At 72.0% G+C, this 18,702-nt stretch carries 16 protein-coding genes; 3 read left to right on the forward strand and 13 right to left on the reverse strand.

All coding sequences use genetic code 11. The annotated features are described in order from the left end of the window. Window positions 1–59 precede the first annotated feature (59 nt). On the forward strand, window positions 60–785 hold the full coding sequence (locus tag AC3WLB_RS06950) for a DUF2510 domain-containing protein (RefSeq protein ID WP_492504492.1): 726 nt from the start codon (window positions 60–62) through the stop codon (window positions 783–785). A 17-nt stretch (window positions 786–802) separates the two neighbouring features. Here the strand turns inward: AC3WLB_RS06950 and AC3WLB_RS06955 are convergent, their stop codons facing one another. The 10 genes from AC3WLB_RS06955 to AC3WLB_RS07000 all read right to left on the reverse strand — a co-directional run bounded on the left by AC3WLB_RS06955 (window position 803) and on the right by AC3WLB_RS07000 (window position 11,103). Then, window positions 803–1,441 carry an HAD family hydrolase gene (locus AC3WLB_RS06955; protein WP_492504494.1) on the reverse strand — a complete coding sequence of 213 codons (639 nt, stop codon included), beginning with the start codon at window positions 1,439–1,441 and terminating at the stop codon, window positions 803–805. Window positions 1,442–1,608: 167 nt separating this feature from the next. Further along, complete coding sequence (locus AC3WLB_RS06960; RefSeq protein WP_492504496.1) at window positions 1,609–2,457, reverse strand: endo alpha-1,4 polygalactosaminidase; 849 nt, start codon at window positions 2,455–2,457, stop codon at window positions 1,609–1,611. A gap of 9 nt (window positions 2,458–2,466) precedes the next feature. Next, the gene (pip, locus tag AC3WLB_RS06965) at window positions 2,467–3,426 is read right to left on the reverse strand and encodes a prolyl aminopeptidase (RefSeq protein WP_492504498.1); all 960 of its coding nucleotides are present in this window, start codon (window positions 3,424–3,426) and stop codon (window positions 2,467–2,469) included. Between the two features lie 63 nt (window positions 3,427–3,489). Then, window positions 3,490–3,816: a ribbon-helix-helix domain-containing protein gene (locus AC3WLB_RS06970; protein ID WP_022898436.1), complete on the reverse strand. Its 327-nt coding sequence runs from the start codon at window positions 3,814–3,816 to the stop codon at window positions 3,490–3,492. A 321-nt stretch (window positions 3,817–4,137) separates the two neighbouring features. Continuing rightward, window positions 4,138–4,869: a response regulator gene (locus AC3WLB_RS06975; protein ID WP_492504500.1), complete on the reverse strand. Its 732-nt coding sequence runs from the start codon at window positions 4,867–4,869 to the stop codon at window positions 4,138–4,140. After that, complete coding sequence (locus AC3WLB_RS06980) at window positions 4,866–6,251, reverse strand: sensor histidine kinase (protein ID WP_492504502.1); 1,386 nt, start codon at window positions 6,249–6,251, stop codon at window positions 4,866–4,868. Before AC3WLB_RS06980 ends, AC3WLB_RS06975 begins: the two co-directional genes overlap by 4 nt. A gap of 2 nt (window positions 6,252–6,253) precedes the next feature. Beyond that, the gene (locus AC3WLB_RS06985) at window positions 6,254–7,093 is read right to left on the reverse strand and encodes an ABC transporter permease (RefSeq protein ID WP_492504504.1); all 840 of its coding nucleotides are present in this window, start codon (window positions 7,091–7,093) and stop codon (window positions 6,254–6,256) included. Next, window positions 7,090–8,028: an ABC transporter ATP-binding protein gene (locus AC3WLB_RS06990; protein WP_492504506.1), complete on the reverse strand. Its 939-nt coding sequence runs from the start codon at window positions 8,026–8,028 to the stop codon at window positions 7,090–7,092. Before AC3WLB_RS06990 ends, AC3WLB_RS06985 begins: the two co-directional genes overlap by 4 nt. Before the next feature lie 143 nt (window positions 8,029–8,171). Then, complete coding sequence (locus AC3WLB_RS06995; RefSeq protein WP_492504508.1) at window positions 8,172–8,495, reverse strand: hypothetical protein; 324 nt, start codon at window positions 8,493–8,495, stop codon at window positions 8,172–8,174. A gap of 46 nt (window positions 8,496–8,541) precedes the next feature. Then, entirely contained in the window at window positions 8,542–11,103 is a 2,562-nt protein-coding gene (locus AC3WLB_RS07000) for a cadherin-like domain-containing protein (protein WP_492504510.1), read from the reverse strand. Window positions 11,104–11,316: 213 nt separating this feature from the next. Between AC3WLB_RS07000 and AC3WLB_RS07005 the strand changes: the two genes are divergently transcribed. Next, window positions 11,317–14,079 carry an AAA family ATPase gene (locus AC3WLB_RS07005; RefSeq protein WP_492504512.1) on the forward strand — a complete coding sequence of 921 codons (2,763 nt, stop codon included), beginning with the start codon at window positions 11,317–11,319 and terminating at the stop codon, window positions 14,077–14,079. On the opposite strand, the gene AC3WLB_RS07010 is transcribed toward AC3WLB_RS07005, so the two are convergent. From AC3WLB_RS07010 to AC3WLB_RS07020, 3 genes are all read right to left on the reverse strand, one after another. Continuing rightward, window positions 14,054–14,434 (reverse strand): group I truncated hemoglobin, encoded by a 381-nt coding sequence (locus tag AC3WLB_RS07010; RefSeq protein WP_022897310.1) that lies wholly within the window; start codon window positions 14,432–14,434, stop codon window positions 14,054–14,056. The two genes, AC3WLB_RS07005 and AC3WLB_RS07010, sit on opposite strands and share 26 nt — an antisense overlap. Window positions 14,435–14,559: 125 nt before the next feature. Further along, complete coding sequence (locus AC3WLB_RS07015; RefSeq protein WP_492504515.1) at window positions 14,560–16,755, reverse strand: acyl-CoA dehydrogenase family protein; 2,196 nt, start codon at window positions 16,753–16,755, stop codon at window positions 14,560–14,562. Window positions 16,756–16,900: 145 nt separating this feature from the next. Continuing rightward, window positions 16,901–18,136, reverse strand: coding sequence for an MFS transporter (locus AC3WLB_RS07020; RefSeq protein WP_492504516.1), 1,236 nt, complete (start codon window positions 18,134–18,136; stop codon window positions 16,901–16,903). 67 nt (window positions 18,137–18,203) lie between these two features. On the opposite strand from AC3WLB_RS07020, the gene AC3WLB_RS07025 reads away from it, so the two are divergent. Continuing rightward, on the forward strand, window positions 18,204–18,686 hold the full coding sequence (locus tag AC3WLB_RS07025; protein ID WP_022896879.1) for a winged helix-turn-helix transcriptional regulator: 483 nt from the start codon (window positions 18,204–18,206) through the stop codon (window positions 18,684–18,686). Window positions 18,687–18,702 lie beyond the last annotated feature (16 nt).

Below are 18,702 nucleotides of genomic sequence, written 5' to 3' on the forward strand. Positions count from 1 at the left end.
CGGCACCAGGGCGTCGTACGGGTGCTCTAGGCTTGCCGCACGAAGTGCGAAGGAGAGCCATGAGCAACGCCGACGGAAGTCCGACCACACCCGCGGGCTGGTACCCCGATCCGGCCGGGTCTCCGCAGCAGCGGTGGTGGAACGGCACGGGGTGGACGGACCACCTGCAGGCACCGCCCGCAGCCGCCGCGCCCGCCGCGCCGCCCACGGCCCCCGCCTACGGCGAGTACGCACCGGCAGCCCCGTCCGCTCCCGCCTACGCCTACCCGGCGGCGGCGACCGCACTCCCCACCGTGCCCCCGGGCACGCCGGCGTACGGCCCGTTCATCTGGATCATCACGCTCCTCCCCCTCGTCTCGCTCCTGCTCATCCCGCTGCTGCTGCCGAGCCTCGAGCAGCAGTTGCGGTCGTCGGTGACCGATCCGTACGGCGGGCAGCTCTACGGCGGCTATTCGATGTCCGGCCTCGTCGTGCAGGGCGTCGTCAACCTCGTGAGCCTGGCGCTCTACGCCGCCATGGTGGTGCTGGCGTACTTCGATCACCGGTGGCTCGTGCGCACCGGCTACGCGCGGCCGTTCCACTGGGCCTGGGCGTTCCTCAGCGCCGTCTACCCCATCGGCCGTTCGGTAGTGGTGCGCCGCCGCTCCGGGCGCGGAATCGCGCCGATGTGGGTCACGATCGCCATCACCGCGGTGTCGATCATCATCGCCATCGCGCTCTTCGTGTGGATGTTCTCGCTCATCTTCGCCCTCATGTCGAGCGCGGGCTACGGCACCGTCAGCTAGGCCGCGCCCGAGCCTGGTCAGGCCACGATCGCGAGCAGTTCGTCAAGCCGGTCGATGACGTGGGCCGCGCCCGCCGCACGGAGCGCGCCCAGGCTGCTGTCGGCATCCGTCACGCCCACGGCCGTGTACCCGGCCGCCGACGCGCACCGCAGGTCGTCCGCGCTGTCACCCACGTAGAACGCGATCGGGCGCTGCGGGCGGTGCCGCAGCAGCAGCTCGAGCTTGTCGCCCACCGAGGCGTCGACGCAGTTCCAGACCGCCGGCACGGCCAGCGCACGCTGGTCGAAGCGCACGGCAGCGGCGGATGCGGCCGACACCACGCCGAGCCACGCCCCGGCCCGGGCGAGGGTGGTGAGACACTCCGCCGCGCCCTCACGCAACCGCGTCTGCGTGGCGGCGAGCTCGGTGTTCCACTCCTCCTCGGCGGCCTCGTGATCGGCCTCGGGAAGGCCGAGCCGCCCGAAGAGCTGTGCGAGCGGCAGCCGGAACCGCAGCGAGAACTCCGCCTCGCCGAGCGTCGGCAGGCCGCGCCTGGCCAGCACGACGTTGAGCGCGGCCCTCGCCCGATCGGCGTCGACCACGACCGTGCCGTTCCAGTCGAACAGCACCATGGTCTCGCCGAGCGTCACCACCGGCCGTCGATCGATCCTGACCACCCGAACGCCCCGTCCCGTCCTGTCCCCATTCGGCTCCGCGGCCCAGGCCTCGGCCCGCGCGCGGATGGCCCCATCGCCCGAGGCTTCTGTACATCCTCCGCCGTCGAGGAGGCCGCTCGTCGGCACGGCCGCCGAAGGTCAGGTGAACGCGACGTGAAGAGCGGGGGTCAGCAGTGCTCGGCGACGTGGTCGGGTTCACCCGCCGGGGTCAGCTCCCGGTCACGGAGCACCGTGGCGTGCGGGGTGTCGGGGTCGGCGCAGACCGACGCGAAGTCGCCCCGCAGATCGTCGGTGTACTCGATGTCGACGACCTGGTCGCCGTACACCTCGGTGTAGGCGCCGCACTCGTCGAAGGTGTGGCACTCCTCGGCCACCGCGAAGTCGAACCCGATCTCGTCACGGCCCCGGGCGCCCAGCTCACTCGAGTTCTTCTGTCCGGCCGCGAGTCCGGCGGCGTGGGCGGATGCGACGAGCCGGGTCGCGAAGTCGGCCGCGTCGTCGAGGGTGAACGCCCCGTGCGAGCGGGTGTACGAGTCGAGGTTGTCGAACTCGACGGCCTGGAAGCCGTCGGCCGCGCAGCCCTCGATCGTGGGCTCGAGCAGCCGGGCAACCGTTTCCCGGTTGTCGGCAGTGCTGAGATCGAAGAGGTGCTCGTCGGGCCAGCCCGGGTCGACGAGCAGACCGCCGGATGTGTCGTGCAGCAGCAGCTCGTCAGGCCATTCGGCGCCGGGCTGGGTCTGGAAGCCGTTGACGTAGCAGATGGAGTAGATGCCGGGCGCCGGCTCGTCGGTGCTGTCGCGCGCCACGACGGTCACCCGCGGGTCGGGTTCGTAGCCGCCGCCCAACTGGTAGTCGACCACCGCGTCGGCCGGCAGGCCGGTCACCGCCGCCACAGTGGGCGCGGCCGCGGGCGCGGAGGTCGGCGCTCCGGCGGGCCCGGGCCCCGCGCATCCGCTCGCCCCGAGCAACACGATCGGCACGAGCAGCGCGGTCGCAGCGATCGGCAGTGCGCGCACCACTCCGCCTCAGCGGTCGGCGAAGCCGTCGGTGGCCGTGATGAGCGCGTCGAGGATGCCGGGCTCGTCGAAGGCGTGTCCGGCGTCCGGGATGAGTTGGAGTTCGGCCTCCGGCCAGGCCTGGTGGAGGTCCCAGGCGTTGTAGGCGGGGGTGCAGAGGTCGTAGCGGCCGTGCACGATCACGCCCGGGATGTCGCGGAGGCGGGACGCGTCGCGGAGGAGCTGATCGGGCTCGAACCAGCCCTGGTTGACGAAGAAGTGATTCTCGATGCGGGCGAAGGCGAGGGCGTAGCTCGGCTCGGCGAAGGTGGCGATCACGTCCTCCCGCGGCAGCAGCGTGATGGCCGAGGCCTCCCAGGTCGACCACGCCACGCCGGCCGGGCCGTGCACCGCCGGGTCGGGGTCGTTGAGGAGCCGGTGGTAGGCCGCGATGAGGTGGCGCCGCTCGTCCTCGGGCACGGGGGCCAGGAAGGCCTCCCAGCGGTCGGGCAGGATGGCGGCGGCTCCGCCCTCGTAGAACCAGTCCAGTTCGCTGCGCCGCAGCATGAAGATGCCGCGCAGCACCAGTTCGGTCACCCGCTCCGGGTGGGTCTCGGCGTAGGCGAGGGCGAGCGTGCTGCCCCACGAGCCGCCGAACACCTGCCAGCGCTCGATGCCGCGCGCCTCGCGGAGCCGCTCGATGTCGGCGACGAGGTTCCAGGTGGTGTTGCTGCTGAGGTCGGCGTCGGGTGCGCTCGCGTGTGGCACGCTCTTGCCGCAGCCGCGCTGGTCGAACAGCACGATGCGATACTTCGCGGGGTCGAACAGCCGGCGATGCTGCGGCGAGGTGCCGCCGCCCGGGCCGCCGTGCAGGAACACGACCGGCTTACCCTCGCGGTTGCCCGATTCCTCCCAGTAGAGGCTCTGGCCGTCACCGACCTCGAGCATCCCGGTCTCGTAGGGTTCGATCTCGGGGTAGAAACTGCGCATGAGCCGAGCCTAGGGCGGTTGCGCCCCCGTCGCCCGCAGCCCCGTCGTCCGGTCGCCTCGGCGTCAGCCGTGAGCGCGCAGGTACTCCTCCACCGCCTCGCGGATCACCAGCGACTTCGTGACGCCGCGATGGTCGGCCATGCGCGACACTCGCGCATCGAGCGCCTCCGGGGCGCGCACCTTCCAGATCGAGGTGGGGCCGGCCTCGGACGACAGACGAGGCCTGCCGAGGGCGACACGTGTCGCTTCTTCGATCGAGGCTGTGCCCGTCGATTCCATCAGCAGACGACGACCGGCTTCTGCCGCCGCGTCGCCGGTCACTGCCGTCCCTGCGATAGCGGTGAAGTCTCCGCGTTCCGCACGTGCGGCCAATTCGTCGTAGTCAGTCATCGCACTCATCCTCATTCGTAACCAGGTGCCGATAGAGATCGCTCAACTCCATCACGTGGAAGATGATCAGATCCCGCGGCGGCACCTGTGCCACTATCACTTCGATGTATCGATCCGTCTGGCCGTGAGGGTGACCGACGTACACAGTCAGTACCTCTCCGGGCCGACCAGACAACCGCTCCGTACCGACCGCGTGGGCGATGGCGTACACCGCATCCTCGCGAGGAATCCCGTGCTTGCCAGCGCTGGCCGGCCAAATGACTCCCATGAAAAATGGTACCACAAAAGGGGACCACAGCGTCTGGGAGTGGCGGTGGAGCCTCAGACGAGGCCGGCCGAGTAGGCGAAGATCACCGCCTGCACGCGGTCGCGCAGCTCGAGCTTCATCAGCACGCGGCCCACGTGGGTCTTCACGGTCGACTCCGAGAGGTAGAAGCGCGCCGCGATCTCGGAGTTCGTGAGCCCCTCGGCCATCGCCACGAGCACCTCGTGCTCGCGCTCGGTGAGGGCGGCGAGCCGTTCGGCGACCGGGTCGGGAACAGCGGATGCGCCACCCGCTCCCGCCGCCGATGCACCAGGCACCGCGGGCCCGCCGCCGGGTGCCGCGGCCGGCAGCTGCGGCCCGAAGAGCTCGAGCAGCTTGCGGGTCACCCGCGGCGAGACGGCGGCGTCACCGCTCGCCACCGCACGGATGGCGGCGGCCAGTTCGGCGGGCTGGGCATCCTTCAGCAGGAATCCGCTCGCCCCCGCGTTCAGGCCGGCGAAGGCGTACTCGTCGAGGTCGAAGGTGGTGAGGATGATGATGCGGCTGGCCGGATGCGCCGCCACGATCGCGCGGGTCGCCTCGATGCCGTCGAGGCCGGGCATCCGTACGTCCATCAGCACGACCTCGGGCCGCAGCCGCTCCACCGCCTCGATCGCCGCGCGCCCGTCACCCGCCTCGCCCACCACCTCGAAGTCGGGTTGGGCCTCGAGCACCATGCGCATGCCCATCCGGATGAGCTGCTGGTCGTCGACGAGCAGCAGCCGGATGCGCGGGGCGGGGTCGGTCATGATGTCTCTCCTTCAGGTCGGGCCGCGACGGCCGCGACGGGCAACGACGCACGCACACGCCAGCCGCGCGCGCCCGCGGGGCCGGCGGTCACGGTGCCGCCGTAGACGGCCACCCGCTCGCGCAGCCCGATCAGGCCCCGGCCCGAGCCGAGCGAGGCGGCACCGCGGGTGGGGTCGAGCCCGTCGTCCTTCACCTCGATGCTGATGCCGCCGGCCTCGTAGGCGAGCACCACGTCGACCGCGGTGGGCTGCACGGCGTAGCGCAGGGCGTTGGTCAAGGCCTCCTGCACCACCCGGTACACGGTCAGCTGCACGAGCGGATCGGCCGGGGCCGTGCCACTGGCGGTCACCCGTACGGGAAGGGCCGCCGCCCGATACGAAGCGAACAGTTCCGGGAGGTCGGCGAGGCCCGGCTGCGGCAACAGCGGGGCCGGGGCTGTCGACGCGCCGTCACCACCAGAACCGGCGACCGAGTCGGAGCCGGTGGGCGGCTCGGTCAGCACCCCGAGCGAGAGCCGCATGTCGGTGAGCGCGCGCCGCGCCGTGCTGGCCGTCTGCCGGATCGCCTCGCGCGCCGTCTCGGGCGAGCGCTCGATGCTCGCCTCGGCGCCGTCGGAGAGCGCCACGATCACGGTGAGACTGTGGGCGACGATGTCGTGCATCTCCCGCGCGATGCGCGCCCGCTCGGCGGCGGCCGAGAGCTGGGCCTGCTGGTCACGCTCGCGTGCCAGCTGCCGCGCGCGCTCGAGCAGGGCCAGGATGTAGCGGCGCCGGTTGCCGAAGGTGATGCCGACGAGGGTGGCGATCACCATGGTCATGGCGAAGAGCACGCCGTACCCGATGATGCCGGCCAGGTCGGTCGGGTCGTGCAGGGTGGTGGCGAGCACGCCGGTGCCCGAGGCGATGGCGGTCCAGATCCAGGCCGAGCGCGCCGAGCGGTAGACGGCGAGGGCGTAGAGCGCGAACATCATCGGGATGGCGTCGAGCTGCTGCGAGGCGGTGCCCATCACGAGCAACGAGGCGGCGCAGATCGTCGCGGTGATGACCGGGACGTAGCGGCGGAACAGCAGCGCCACGGCGACGGCCGCCGCGACATAGAGCAGCAGGATGCCGAACGCCGGCGTGCTCCGCAAGCCGCCGTCCTGGAAGGGGAACGGTGTCGCGCCGAACAGGGAGGCGATGAACACCACCACGGCCACGATGCCCGACGGCACCGCGTAGCCGCCCGCGATCAGGCCGTCGAGGAGCCAGGGGTGCCGGTTGAAGTACGAGCGGATGAACCCCGGCGGTTTGGGCAGCCGCAAGTCCTCGGCGCCGGACGGCTGAGCCGCCGGCGCCGAGGAAAGGCTGCCGAATCCCCCGACGGGGCCGGGTGTCGCCACTGTCAGGCGTCCCTCCGTTTGATGAGGATCGCTGCCGGGATGGCGACGACCGCGATCCACCCGAGCATAACGAGCACCGCCTGCCACGGCTCGAAGATGTCGCTGCCGAAGAAGAGCGACTGGCCCACCACGCCGGGCAGCCACTGACCGATCACGGTCACCCAGTCCGCCGTGATGAACGAGAGCACGGTCGGCACCACGAGGAGGAGGCCGAGCGCCGCCGCGATCCCACCTGCCGTGTGCCGCAGCACCGCGCCGAGGAAGTAGGCGAGCAATCCGATCAGCGCGAGATAGCCCGCGCCGCCCACCAGCCGGCCCCAGAGCTCGGGGTCGGTGATGTCGGAGGTGATGCCCCGCGCATCCAGCATCGGCCAGGTGACGGCGTAGGCCGCGAACACGGCCACGAGCCCCACGACGAAACTGGTGACGGCGAACACGATCGCCTTGGCCCAGAGCACCGGCAGCCGCTTGGGCACCGCGGTGAGGCTCGACCGGATCTGACCGGTGCCGTACTCGCCGCTGATCACGAGCACACCGAGCACCGAGATCACGAGCTGGCCGAGCATGATGCCGAGGGTAGCGGGCAGCACCGCCGCCTGGTTGGGGTCGGCACCGGCACCCGGGCCGCCGGGGCCGCCGTTGAGGCTGTCGGTGGCGAGCACGAGCACCACGCCCATGCCGATCTGCACCACCACGAGGATGGCGTAGACCCAGATCGTGGAGCGGAGGGTCGTGAGCTTGATCCACTCCGACCGCAGGATGCCCGTGAAGCGCAGCCGCACATCCGGAACCGGCTGGTGCGACGCCCGCACGGCGGGCGCGGTGGCGGTGGCGGCGCTCATCGGGCCACCCCCTGCGCTGCGGCAGCTTCCGGAGTGACCGTGGTGCGGTACTCCACTTCGTCGCGGGTGAGGTTCATGTACGCCTCCTCGAGCGAGCCCTGCACGGTGGTGAGCTCGTGCAGTGCGACCCCGATGGAGAGGGCGGCGTCGCCGATCACGTCGGCCGGGAGGCCCCGCACCTCGATGGTGTCGGCGTCGGTGCTCGTGACGGTGACGTCGGGCTGGGTGAGCCGGCGGGCCACCTCGTCGATGCGGGGGCTCCGCACCCGCACGAAGGTCTGCGTGGAGCCGACGATCTCGGCCACGGTCGCATTCGCGATCACGCGGCCCTTGCCGATCACGATGATGTGGTCGGCGGTGAGCGCCATCTCGCTCATCAGGTGGCTGGAGAGCAGCACGGTGCGGCCCTGCGCGGCGAATTGCCGCACGAAGCCGCGCACCCAGAGCACGCCCTCCGGGTCGAGACCGTTCACCGGCTCGTCCAGGATGAGCGTGGCCGGGTCGCCGAGAAGCGCCGCCGCGAGCCCGAGCCGCTGGCCCATGCCGAGCGAGAACCCGCCCACCCGCTTGCCGGCCACCGAGTGGAGGCCTGTGAGGTCGATCACCTCGTCGACGCGGCGGCGCGGGATGCCGTGGGTCGCCGCGATCGCGCGCAGGTGGTTGCGCGCGCTGCGGCCGGTGTGCACGGCCTTCGCGTCGAGCAGCGCACCCACTTCGCGCAGCGGCGCCTTGTGCTCGGCGTAGCGGCGGCCGTTCACCGTCACGCGGCCCTCGGTGGGCCGGTCGAGGCCCACGATCATGCGCATGGTGGTCGACTTGCCGGCGCCGTTGGGGCCGAGGAATCCGGTCACCTGACCGGGCCGCACGGCGAAGTCGAGCGAATCGACCGCCGTCTTCGCTCCGTAGCGTTTGGTCAAGGATGTGGCCTCGATCATCGTTCTCCCGCTCTCGTGTGTCTGCGCTCTCTGCGCATCTCACACGCTACGGATCGGCACCGGCGAGCCCATCCCCCGCCGGTGCCGTCGTGTTCACCCGTTCTCTCGTACCGCAGTACCACCCGTGGGTGCTCCGCCCGCCGTCACCCCCCGAGCGAACGCCGCACCGCCTCCTGCTGGGCTCGTTCCCACGCCTTGAAGCTCAGCTGCGGATCGCTCTTGTCGAACCGCACGGCGCCCGACGCGGGCTCGAACTCCACCCCCACCGTCTTGCCGACGGTCGGCTGCAGGAAGTCGGTGAGCAGCCGCGGATCTTTCAGCATCGCGCGGAACGCCGCGCCCTCGGCCGGGTGCACCTCGACCGCGTAGTCGTAGGTGATCATCGATCCGTCGCTGTCGACGCTCTCGATGGTGCGGGCGAGCACCGTGCCCGAGGCCTTCTGCCAGTTCTTCTTCTTGCCGAACATCGTGGTGTCCTTTCGGTGGTGGTGGGGTGAGGGAGCCGGCCCGGGCTCAGGAACGGCGGCTGCGGCGGTGGGCCATCGCCGCCACCACGGTGCCGGCGGCACCGGCGAGCAGCAGCAGGAGCGAGAACGCCAGGGCTGCGTCAGGGGCGGCGCCGGTGAGAGCGAGCCCTCCGGATGCGCCGGCGCTCGCCGGGTCCACCACGGGAGCGTAGCCGCCGGAGGCGCCGTCGGAACCGTCGGCCGCACCGGCATCCGGAGCCCCCGGCTGACCCGTTCCCGGCTGAGCGGGCACCGACGCGTCGTCGGCCGTCACCGTGATGCGCACCGTGCCGACGTCGTAGCTCTCGAGCCCCTGATCCATCACCTCGTACACGAACTCGTCGTCGCCCACGAAGCCCGCCGGGGGCGTGTAGGTGAATCCGCCGTCGGGGGTGCCGGTGACGGTGCCGCCCGCGACCGTCGAGCTGCCGTACGGGATGGCCGGGATGATGGCGCTGAGCGGGTCACCGTCGGCGTCGAAGTCGTTCGTCAGCATCCCGTTCGCCCCGGTCACGACGAGCACCGTGTCGGTGGTGGTGGCGTAGTGGTCGTCGGTGGCGACGGGCATGGTGTTCGCCACGACGTCGGGGTCGGTGACCGTGATGGTGGCTGTGCCGGTTGCCGTGCCGCCGAAGACGTCGACGGTCGTGTAGCTGAAGGCGTCCGCCCCGACGAAACCGGCCGGCGGGGTGTAACTGAACGAGCCGTCCTCTCCGACATTCACGATGCCGCCGGCCCAGGTCGGCGCGTCGGGCTGAGCCTGCTGGATGACGAGGGTGTCGCCGTCGGGGTCGCTGTCGTTGGCGAGCAGCCCGTCGGCACCGCCCACGCCCAGGCCGGTGTTCTTCGCCGTGGTGTAGTTGTCGTTCGCGGCGATCGGATCGGCGTTGGCGATCGGCCCGACATCGATCGTCACCGTTGCGGTCACCGGCAGGTTGACGGTGCCGTCGGTCACCCGGTAGGTGAAGGTGTCCGGCCCGATGGTGCTGGTGTCGTGCGAGGCGTAGCTGAAGCTGCCATCGCTGTTCAGGTAGACCGAGGCGCGCCCCGTGTCGAGGATGAGCGGCACCAGCACGGCGATCGGGTCGGTCGCATCGGAGTCGTTGGCCAGCAGTCCGTGCGCGGCGTCCACGGTGAGCACTCGGTTCACCGGCGTCGCGTAGTGGTCGTCGGCCGCGACCGGCGGAAGGTTCGCCCAGTCGCCGACCTTGATCGTCACCGTGCCCAGGTTGCCCTCGAGCACGCCGTCGGTGACCCGGTACGTGACCGTGTCGTAGCCGACGAACCCGGGCGCCGGCAGGTAGGTGAAGCCACCGGTCGTCAGCCAGTCGACGGAGCCCCCCTTCGCGCTGCCGATGGCGCCGGCCGACGCCAGCGCCGACGTGATCGCGATCGGGTCGCCGTCGCTGTCGGTGTCGTTGGCCAGCACACCGGAGCCGGACACCACGAGGGCGGTGTCGGCCGGGGTGGAGTAGTCGTCGTCCTGGGCGACCGGGGCGACATCGGTGGTGTCGACGACCGTGAACGTGACCGGCACCGAGGTCGCCGACGTCGCCGTGCCGTCGGAGACCCAGTAGCTCCAGGTGTCGGTGCCGACGAAGCCGGCGGCCGGCGTGTAGACGAGCGAGCCGTCCCAGCTCACGGAGACGTGGCCGCCGCCGGTCGAACCCGTGGTGCCCCAGCTGTCGGGGCGGAGGGTGTCGCCGTCGGGGTCGATGTCGTTGCCGACCACGCCCGGGGCGGCGACCTTCAGCACGGTGCCGACGGTCGTCATGTAGTGGTCGGCCACGCCGAGCGGAGGGGTGTTCACGAGGGCCGCCGGTTCGCCCGGCAGGCCGTCAGCAGGCGTGCCCGACACCGGTCCGCCGGCGGGGCCGGGAGCCTCGGTCGCCTGGCTGGGGTCGGTCGCGCCGGCCGGGGCTCCCGAGGCGCCCGGGGCACCGGATGCCGGGGCACCTGTGCCGGGAGCGTCCGACGGCCCGGGTGCCTCTGTTGCCTGGGTGGGATCGCCGGACCCGGCGGCTCCCGGTGCCCCCGCCGCATCCGCCGGCCCCGACGCCTCCGTCGCCTGAGTGGGATCGGCAGGGCCCCCACCGGGACCGCCTGCTGCGTCAGCCGGCCCGGAGGCCTCGGTCGCCTGCGTGGGATCGGCCGCCCCAGCGGCACTCGGCGCCCCCGCCGCATCCGCCGGCCCGGAGGCCTCCGTCGCCTGCGTGGGATCGGCCGCCCCAGCGGCACCCGGCGCCCCGGCCGCATCCGCCGGCCCGGATGCCTCCGTCGCCTGCGTGGGGTCGGCCGCCCCAGCGGCACCCGGCGCCCCGGCCGCATCCGCCGGCCCCGAAGCCTCCGTCGCCTGCGTGGGGTCAGTCGCTTCGGTGGCCTCGGTCGCCTGGGTCACCTCGGTGGCACCCGCCGCTTCTGCCACCTCGTCGGCAGACGCGACGGCGGCGCCCTGGGCGCTCAGTGCCACCAGGGCGGTCACGGTCACGGCGGCGAGCACGGGCATCCGCCGCACCCTTCCGGCCGGCCGGAGTGCGGCGCGGCGCGCCGCGCGGGGAATCTGGAACATGGTCAGCTCTTTCGTCAGGACAACAGGGAGTCGATGGGCGCACCTGTGCGCCGTGGATACTCTGCCCACCGCTCGGCGTGAGGTCTTGAGTAGTCGCTACCTACTTCGCTCCGCGAGAGTGCTCATCCGGCCTTCCGCGTTCGCTATGCTCAGAGATCATCCGCCGGTGGGGGCCGATGACGATCGCGCACCAGCCCGGGGAGACGTATCGCAATGACGACCGGCACGACGGGACCAGGGCCCGTCACCGAGGGCGAGTGGCGGTTCCAGGGCCGCGATGCACTGCTCGAGCGGATCACTGCCACGATCGAGGCCACGCCGACCCTCGCCGCGGTGCTGCTCGGCCCGACCGGGGTCGGGAAGTCGCGGCTGGCAGCCGAATGCGCGGCGCGTCTGAGCGCCTCCGCGTGGTCGGTCCTGCGCCTGTCGGGGCGCACGAGTGTCACGGCCCTTCCGCTCGGCGGCCTGTCGCCCCTGTTCGCGTCGTCCGGTCCCGCCGGTCCAGGCTCCGCCGGTTCAGGCCCCGCCGCCCCCGCGATCGACCTCACGACCCTGGCCGCCGACCCGCTGAGCCTCTTGACCGCGGTGACAGCACGCATCCGCGCGATCGGCGGCACCGGACGCATCCTCGCCGTCGTCGACGACCTGCAGGCCTTCGACGACCTCTCGGTCGCGTTGCTCGCCCAGCTCGTGCATTCCGGCGTCATCAAACTCCTCGTCACGATCGGTGACGGCGCACCCATTCCGGATGCGCTGCTCGCCCTGTGGAGTGAGAGCGCGGCCGTGCGCATCGATGTGCCGCCGCTCGACAGCACCGCGAGCGAGTCGCTGCTCACCCACGCGCTCGGCGGTTCGGTCGCCCGCCGAACCGTCGAGGAACTGCACCGGGCCGCCGGGGGCAACCCGCTCTTCCTGCGCGAACTGTGTGCCGGAGCGCTGCAGGCGGGCACCCTGGTCGACGAGTCGGGCGTCTGGCAGCTCATCGGGGAGCCGGTCGGCACTCCTGCCCTCGGCGACGTGATCGCCCGGCGGTTCCGTTCGCTCACCCCGGCTCAGCTCGACGTGATCGAGCGCCTGGCCGTGTGCCAGCCGCTCCCGGTGCGCGAACTCCGCGCCCCCGACGCCCGAACCGGCGTCACCGAGCTCGAACGCGCCGGCCTCGTGTCGGTGCGCGAAGCGGGCGGACGGATGCTCGTCGAGCTCGCCCAGCCGCACTACGTGGGCGTCATCCGGGCAACCATGTCGATGTTGCGCGTCGAGGACATCCTGATCGAGCAGGCCGACATCGCGGCGGACTCGGACACGACGCCCGACGGCGCGTTCCGCGTGGCCGTGTGGCGCCTGGATGCGGGCCAGCCGACCTCGCCCGAGGTGCTCGTCGCCGGCGCCCGGCTCGCTCAGCTCACCCACGACCACGCGCTCGCAGCGAAGCTCGCGCAGGCCGGGATCGACGCCGGAGCCCCCGGCGGACTCCCCCACCTCATCCTCGCCGACGCGCTCCGTCGCCTCGGCGATGCGGCAGGCGCGCGTGCGGCCGCGGAGGCCGGGTCGGCCTTCGATCACACGGCTCCGGCATCCGACCTGCTCTCGGTGCGCATCGCCAGCACCCTCGCGCTCATCCGGCACGATCAGCCGGGTGGCATCGTGGCGGCGCTCGAGCTGCTCTCGGCGGCCGAGGACCGTTTCCCGGGTCACGCCGCTCTGCTCGCGATCACCCGCTCGATGATGTTGTTCACGGTCGAGCGCACCGGCGAGGCGCTGACCGAGATCGAACCGCTGGTGAACACCCCTGGCCTTCCGGCCGAACTGCGCGAGATGGTGGCCATGGCAGCGGCGATGCCGTTGGCCGGCGTGGGTCGATGGTCGGAGTCCCGCGCGGAGGTCGAGCGGCTGCTCGGCGACGAGCCGGTGGCCCGCGACCGGGCGTTCGCGCTGTTCACCGCGGCCTCGGCCGCCCTCGTCGGCGGGTCGTTCGACGAGGCGCGGGCGCTGGCGCTGGAGGCCCTGTCGGAGTCGGTGCAGTTCGACGACGAGGTCTCCACCCGCTACGCCGAGCTTCTCCTCGGCCATGTGCTGCTGCAGATCGGGCAGGTCTCGTCGGCCCGCCGCTGGCTCGGCGACGCGATCGCCGGCGCCCGCGTGAAGGGGCCGAGGAACCTGCACCGCGTGGCGCTCGGCACCCTGGCGCTCGCCCAGATCGCAGCCCGCGAGACGGATGCCGCGGAGGCGATCCTGCGCACCCTGCACACCGACGCCCCGGAGGGAAACTTCCACGTGAGGCTCGCCGAGGCGCAACTCACCGCGCTCCAGGGTCAGCCGGCGGTCGCGATCGAGCGCCTGCGCGCCGAGGCCGAGCATCACGTCGATTCGGGCGCGCTCTACCTCGCGACCACACTGCTCTTCCAGGCGGCACGCATCGGTTCAGGCGCGACCGTCATCCCGGCGACGACGCTCACGGCCACCCTCCGGCTCATTGCCGACCGGATCGACGAACTCGGTGCGGCGAGCGACAGTCCGCTCTTCGCTGCGCGGGCGGCCCACGCCCGCGCCGTGGCCGAGCCGTCGGCGAGCGCCCTCGCCGCGGCTGGCGAGCGCTGGTTGCTGCTCGGTGCCACGCTGTCCGCGGCCGAGGCGTTCGCAGCGGCGAGCCGGGCGGCACGGGAAGCGGGGCGGGCGCACGACGCGGCGGCGCTGCAGGAGCGGGCCCTGGAGCTGGCGGCTCTCTGCCCGGGTGCCGACACCCGCGGCATCCGCGACTCGGCTCCTGACGTGCTCACCCGGCGGGAGCGCGAGGTGGTCGACCTCGCTCGGCTCGGTCTCAGCAGTCAGGAGATCGCGACGCGCCTGTTCCTGTCGATCCGGACGGTCGACAACCACCTGCAGTCCAGCTACGGCAAGCTCGGGATCTCTGGCCGCCGTGACCTCATCGGTGCGCCCGGGTCGTCACCGCTCACCCCGCCCGCGACGACGGGGTAGCGGCAGGCTGCACGATGGCGTTCCGTAGTCCGGCGACGGTGCTGAGCACGTCGGCGGTCACGGCGTCAGGCGCGCCCACGTCGACGAGAGCGAACTCGAGATGTTCCGCCATCGCGTCGAACGCCTCCTCGGTGATCGAGAAGCCGGCGTGGGCGGTCGCCAGGTCTCGTCCCGTGAACATGTGGGGCCCCCCGAGCACCCCGGAGAGGAACGCGATCTGGTGGCCGCGCAGCCGGGCGAGCGAGACGCCTTCGAAGTAGGGCGCGAGCAGTGGGTCGGCCACCACGCGGTTGTAGAACACCGCGACGGCCGTCCTCATCACGGCGTGTCCGCCGAGCTCCTCGTACGCAGTCATCGCATCCTCCCGGTCGTGGCGTGGTGCCAGCCTCCCATCCGCCGGCCCGCCTCCACCTGAGCACCCACTACTCATTTCCCGCGCCATCCCCACCCCACCTCTTCGCGACCCGTCGATCGGAGGGGTCACCGGGTGCGGGCGGGCTTCTTCTCCGGGGCGGGGAGGGTGCCGGCGGCCCGGGCCGCGCGGTAGTACTCGCGGGCCTCGGTCTGGCGCTCGCGCTCGGCACCGGTCGCGATGGCGGCGCGCACGTGCTCCGGCCCGTACCCGAAGGCGCTCACGAGGTCTTGGGCGTGCGGCCGCAGCCGCGCCGACAGCCGCTCGGTGTAGAGGCCGACAGCTCGCGCGCGCGACGGCGAGAGCCGCCCGTTCATGAGATACCAGGCGAGGTGCTTCTCGACCAGGCCGAGCCCGAACAGATCGCGGAGCCAGGTGAGCACGACGCGGGTGCCGTCATCCATCCCCGACGCCTGTCCGGTCGGGCCGTCGACGGCCTCGGTGAACGCCTCCCACTGCAGCAGCTCGGCGTGCGCCCGAGCGGCCTCGATGATCTCGGACTGGTGCAGGTTGAACAGGTCGGCGGCGCCCTTCTTCGACAGCTTCGCCGCCGGCCGGAGCTTCGCCGCCACCTCGCCCACCATGGTCTCCACCCGGTCGGTGAGCAGCTGACGCTGAGCGGATGCGTCGCGCAGCTGCCCGACGGAGCGCGCGGTCGAGCCGAAGTCGGCCACGGTCTGCGCGAGCGAGCGCAGCCCCGACCCGTTCATCGTCTTGTCGGCCGCCTGCTCCACCACGTAGCGGGCGAGCACACCGAAGTCGGCCTTGGCGAAGCGGCGGGAGTAGTCGCTCAGCAGGCGCTTCGCCACGAGCTGCAGCAGCACGTGGTTGTCGCCCTCGAAGGTGGCGTAGATGTCGAGGTCGGCACGCAGCCCCACCAGCCGGTTCTCGGCCAGGAATCCGGCGCCGCCGCAGGCCTCGCGCGCCTCCTGCAGGGTCTCGAGGGCGTGCCAGGTGCTGAGCGGTTTGAGCGCGGCCGCGAGGGTCTCGAGGTCTTGGCGGTCGTCGTCGCTGTCGGCTTCGCCCGAGAACACCTGATCGAACTTCGTGAGCAACTGCTCGTGCGCGAAGCTCGCCGCATAGGTGGTGGCGAGCTTCGGCATGAGCCGCTTCTGGTGCAGCTGGTAGTCGAGCAGCACCTCCTCGTCGGTGTCGCTGCCCGCGGTGAACTGGCGGCGCTCGTTGCCGTAGGTGATGGCGATGGTGAGCGCCACCTTCGCCGCTGCGGTCGATGCGCCGTCGAGCGAGACGCGGCCCTGCACCAGGGTGCCGAGCATGGTGAAGAAGCGGCGGCCGGGGCTCGCGATCGGGCTGGAGTAGGTGCCGTCTTCGGCCACGTCGCCGTAGCGGTTCAGCAGGTTCTCGCGCGGGATGCGCACGTGATCGAAGTGCAGGCGCCCGTTGTCGATTCCGTTCAGCCCACCCTTGAGCCCGTCGTCCTCACCGCCGACGCCCGGCAGGAACTCGCCGGTCACGGCGTCCCGCAGCGGAACGTAGAAGGCGTGCACGCCGTGGTTGACGTTCTTCGTGATGAGCTGCGCGAAGAGCACGGCGGCGGTGCCGTGCACCGCCGCGTTGCCGAGGTAGTCCTTCCACGCACCGCGGAACGGGGTGTGGATGACGAACTCGTGCGCCTGGTCGTCGTAGGTCGCCGTGGTGCCGATGGCCGCGACATCCGACCCGTGACCCGTCTCGGTCATCGCGAAGGCGCCGGGTACGTCGAGGCTCATGATGGCGGGGAGGAAGGTCTGGTGGTGGTAGTCGGTGCCGAGGTGCAGCACCGCCGCCCCGAACAGCCCCCATTGCACGCCCGACTTGATCTGCAGCGACGGATCGGCGAGCACGAGCTCCTCGAAGCCCGCGATGTTGCCGCCGTGGTCGTCGGCCCCGCCGATCGACTCGGGGAAGGCGCGGTGCACCTGACCGTTCTCGACCAGCAGCTTCAGCTGCCCGAACACGCGTTCGCGGTGCTCCTCGAGCGACTGGCCCTCGATGCGCTGCATCTCGGGCTTCGCGGTGAGGGCGCGGGCGCCGATGCGCACGTCGGCCCAGGTGCCGAGGAGGTAGCGGCCGAGCCACTCCACGTCGGTGCGGGCGACCACCACGTCGTTCGTGGTGGCGCGTCGCGCATCCGCCCCGCCACCCGGCTTCTTGGTGATGCGCGCGGAGGCGTCGAGCTCGCTGTCGATCGCCTCCACCTCGTCGCCCTGGGGCGCCGAGCGGGGAGTGGAATCGGTGTTCGTGCTGTCGACCGTGTGTGTCATCGTCGTCCTCGTCGTCGTGGCACGCCCCGGGCGTGCCGAGCCGATCACTACGCTAAAACCGTAGCGACGAGCGCCGACAATCCGCCGTCAACCGCCTACAACAGCGCGCGGAGGCACCGGCAGGTCGACTGTGGAGACCCTACAGTCAGGCGCGGCTTTGCACTGCCGAGCTCGACAAAGCGGATGCGCGGCGGCGGCCGGCCGCCCGATCGAGCACCGCGAGCGTCACCGTCCCCGCCGCCAGCACTGCCAGGAGCGGTGCGAGCAGGTCGACCGCCGGCCCGAGCCCCAGCGCGGTGGCCAGGGCGCCCGCACCGATCGCGGTGGCCGCCTGCAGCAGATACGAGAAGAGGTAGAGCAGCGACAGCGTGCCGCCCCGGTGCTGCGCGGGCGCGGCGCGGTTCACGAGGCCCAGGCCACCGGTGAAGGCGAACGAGTACCCCACGCCGCCGACGACGCACCAGGCGAGGAAGAGGCCGATCGAGCCGGCGGCCGCTGCGCCGGCCATGAGGCCGAGGCCGGCGAGGGAGATCACCCCGCCCAGCCCGATGCTGAGGTGCGCCGGGACCCGGCCGAGGAAGAGGGCCGTCACGCCGATCGCGATCGAGGAGATGCCGAGCAGGGCCCCCACCACCAGGAGGTTGGTGGTCCCGGTGAAGTCCCTGGCCATCTGGGCGCCGAGGGAGAGGAAGACGGCGCCCACACTGTAGGCGAGCGACACCGACGCCGTGGCCGCGACGAAGGGGAGCAGGATGCCGCTCGGCAACCGCAGCCGCTTCGGCCGCCAGCTGGGGCGACCGAGCCCGGCGGTGTCGGCGGGGGTGAACCAGACCGCGGCGAACGCCACCGCCGCGAGCGCGAAGAGCACCGCGAAGCTCAGCACGAGCGGCAGCGGCGCGTACTCGGCGAGCACGCCCGAGACGACGAGGGCGAGCGTGAGGCCCGTCGCCGTCGACGCGGTGGTGAGCGTGCTCGCGATCCGCGGGTTGGCCGAGGTGTTGTTCTCGACCAGCGCCGCGCTCGCCGCGCCGAGCGCGAAACCGGTGCCGATGCCCTGCAGCAGGCGGCCGAGGTAGAGCCAGCCCACGTTCGGCGCGAACGCGAAGGCAAGGGCCGCCACCGCGATGAGTGCGACACCGAGGAGCATGGCGCGCCGCCGGCCGATGGTGTCGGAGAGCCCGCCGAACAGGAGCAGCACCACCAGCAGCGCGAGCGGGTAGGTGCCGAAGACCGAGGTGGTGACGACGGCGGGCAGGTGCCACTCGGCCGCGTACACCGGGTAGAGCACGCTCGGCGCCCCGCTCGCCCAGAGGCACAGCGCGAGCACCGCCGATGCCGACCAGAAGGTGCCGCGCCGGGAGAGCCTCCGCAGTTTCGTCATGCGGGCGACCCTACTCCAACTGAATTGGAATTTCCAATTTAGACGCTTTCGACGTAGCCTGGTGCGCATGGCACAGCTGAAGGATGCCCAGGCCGGCGCCGAGAACGAGGCACGCTGCCAGATCGTGCGCGCGCTCGACATCGTGGGCGAGAAGTGGTCGCTCCTCATCGTGCGCGACGCCCTGCGCGGGCGCACGCGGTTCTCGGAGTTCAAGGAGTCGCTCGGCGCGCCCAGCGACATCCTCGCCGCCCGGCTGACCAAGCTCGTCGACGCCGGGGTGCTCGAGAAGCGCGCCTACCGCGAGCCCGGCTCGCGCGAGCGCTCGAGCTACCACCTCACCGAGAGCGGGCAGGGGCTGGCGCTCGTGATCGGCGCCTTGGCGCAGTGGGGTGACACCTACCATCCGTACTCGGGCGGGCAGAGTGCCCGGGTGGTCGACGCGGCCCGGCGGGAACCGGTGTCGGTCACGTTCCTCGACGGCGCAGGTCACCCGCTCACCCCCTCCGACGTCGCCTTCGTGCCCGGCCCGGCCGCTCGCGTGCCGTGGTGACCGGGTGTGGGGCAGG

This window comes from Herbiconiux sp. FW305-C-125 (assembly GCF_058783455.1).

Coding starts and splice junctions, on each gene's coding strand:
- AC3WLB_RS06950 (WP_492504492.1), top strand. CDS start 60: ATGAGCAACGCCGACGGAAGTCCGACCACACCCGCGGGCTGGTACCCC.
- pip (WP_492504498.1), bottom strand. CDS start 3,426: ATGCGCAGTTTCTACCCCGAGATCGAACCCTACGAGACCGGGATGCTC.
- AC3WLB_RS06970 (WP_022898436.1), bottom strand. CDS start 3,816: ATGACTGACTACGACGAATTGGCCGCACGTGCGGAACGCGGAGACTTC.
- AC3WLB_RS06975 (WP_492504500.1), bottom strand. CDS start 4,869: ATGACCGACCCCGCCCCGCGCATCCGGCTGCTGCTCGTCGACGACCAG.
- AC3WLB_RS06985 (WP_492504504.1), bottom strand. CDS start 7,093: ATGAGCGCCGCCACCGCCACCGCGCCCGCCGTGCGGGCGTCGCACCAG.
- AC3WLB_RS06990 (WP_492504506.1), bottom strand. CDS start 8,028: ATGATCGAGGCCACATCCTTGACCAAACGCTACGGAGCGAAGACGGCG.
- AC3WLB_RS06995 (WP_492504508.1), bottom strand. CDS start 8,495: ATGTTCGGCAAGAAGAAGAACTGGCAGAAGGCCTCGGGCACGGTGCTC.
- AC3WLB_RS07000 (WP_492504510.1), bottom strand. CDS start 11,103: ATGTTCCAGATTCCCCGCGCGGCGCGCCGCGCCGCACTCCGGCCGGCC.
- AC3WLB_RS07005 (WP_492504512.1), top strand. CDS start 11,317: ATGACGACCGGCACGACGGGACCAGGGCCCGTCACCGAGGGCGAGTGG.
- AC3WLB_RS07010 (WP_022897310.1), bottom strand. CDS start 14,434: ATGACTGCGTACGAGGAGCTCGGCGGACACGCCGTGATGAGGACGGCC.
- AC3WLB_RS07015 (WP_492504515.1), bottom strand. CDS start 16,755: ATGACACACACGGTCGACAGCACGAACACCGATTCCACTCCCCGCTCG.
- AC3WLB_RS07020 (WP_492504516.1), bottom strand. CDS start 18,136: ATGACGAAACTGCGGAGGCTCTCCCGGCGCGGCACCTTCTGGTCGGCA.
- AC3WLB_RS07025 (WP_022896879.1), top strand. CDS start 18,204: ATGGCACAGCTGAAGGATGCCCAGGCCGGCGCCGAGAACGAGGCACGC.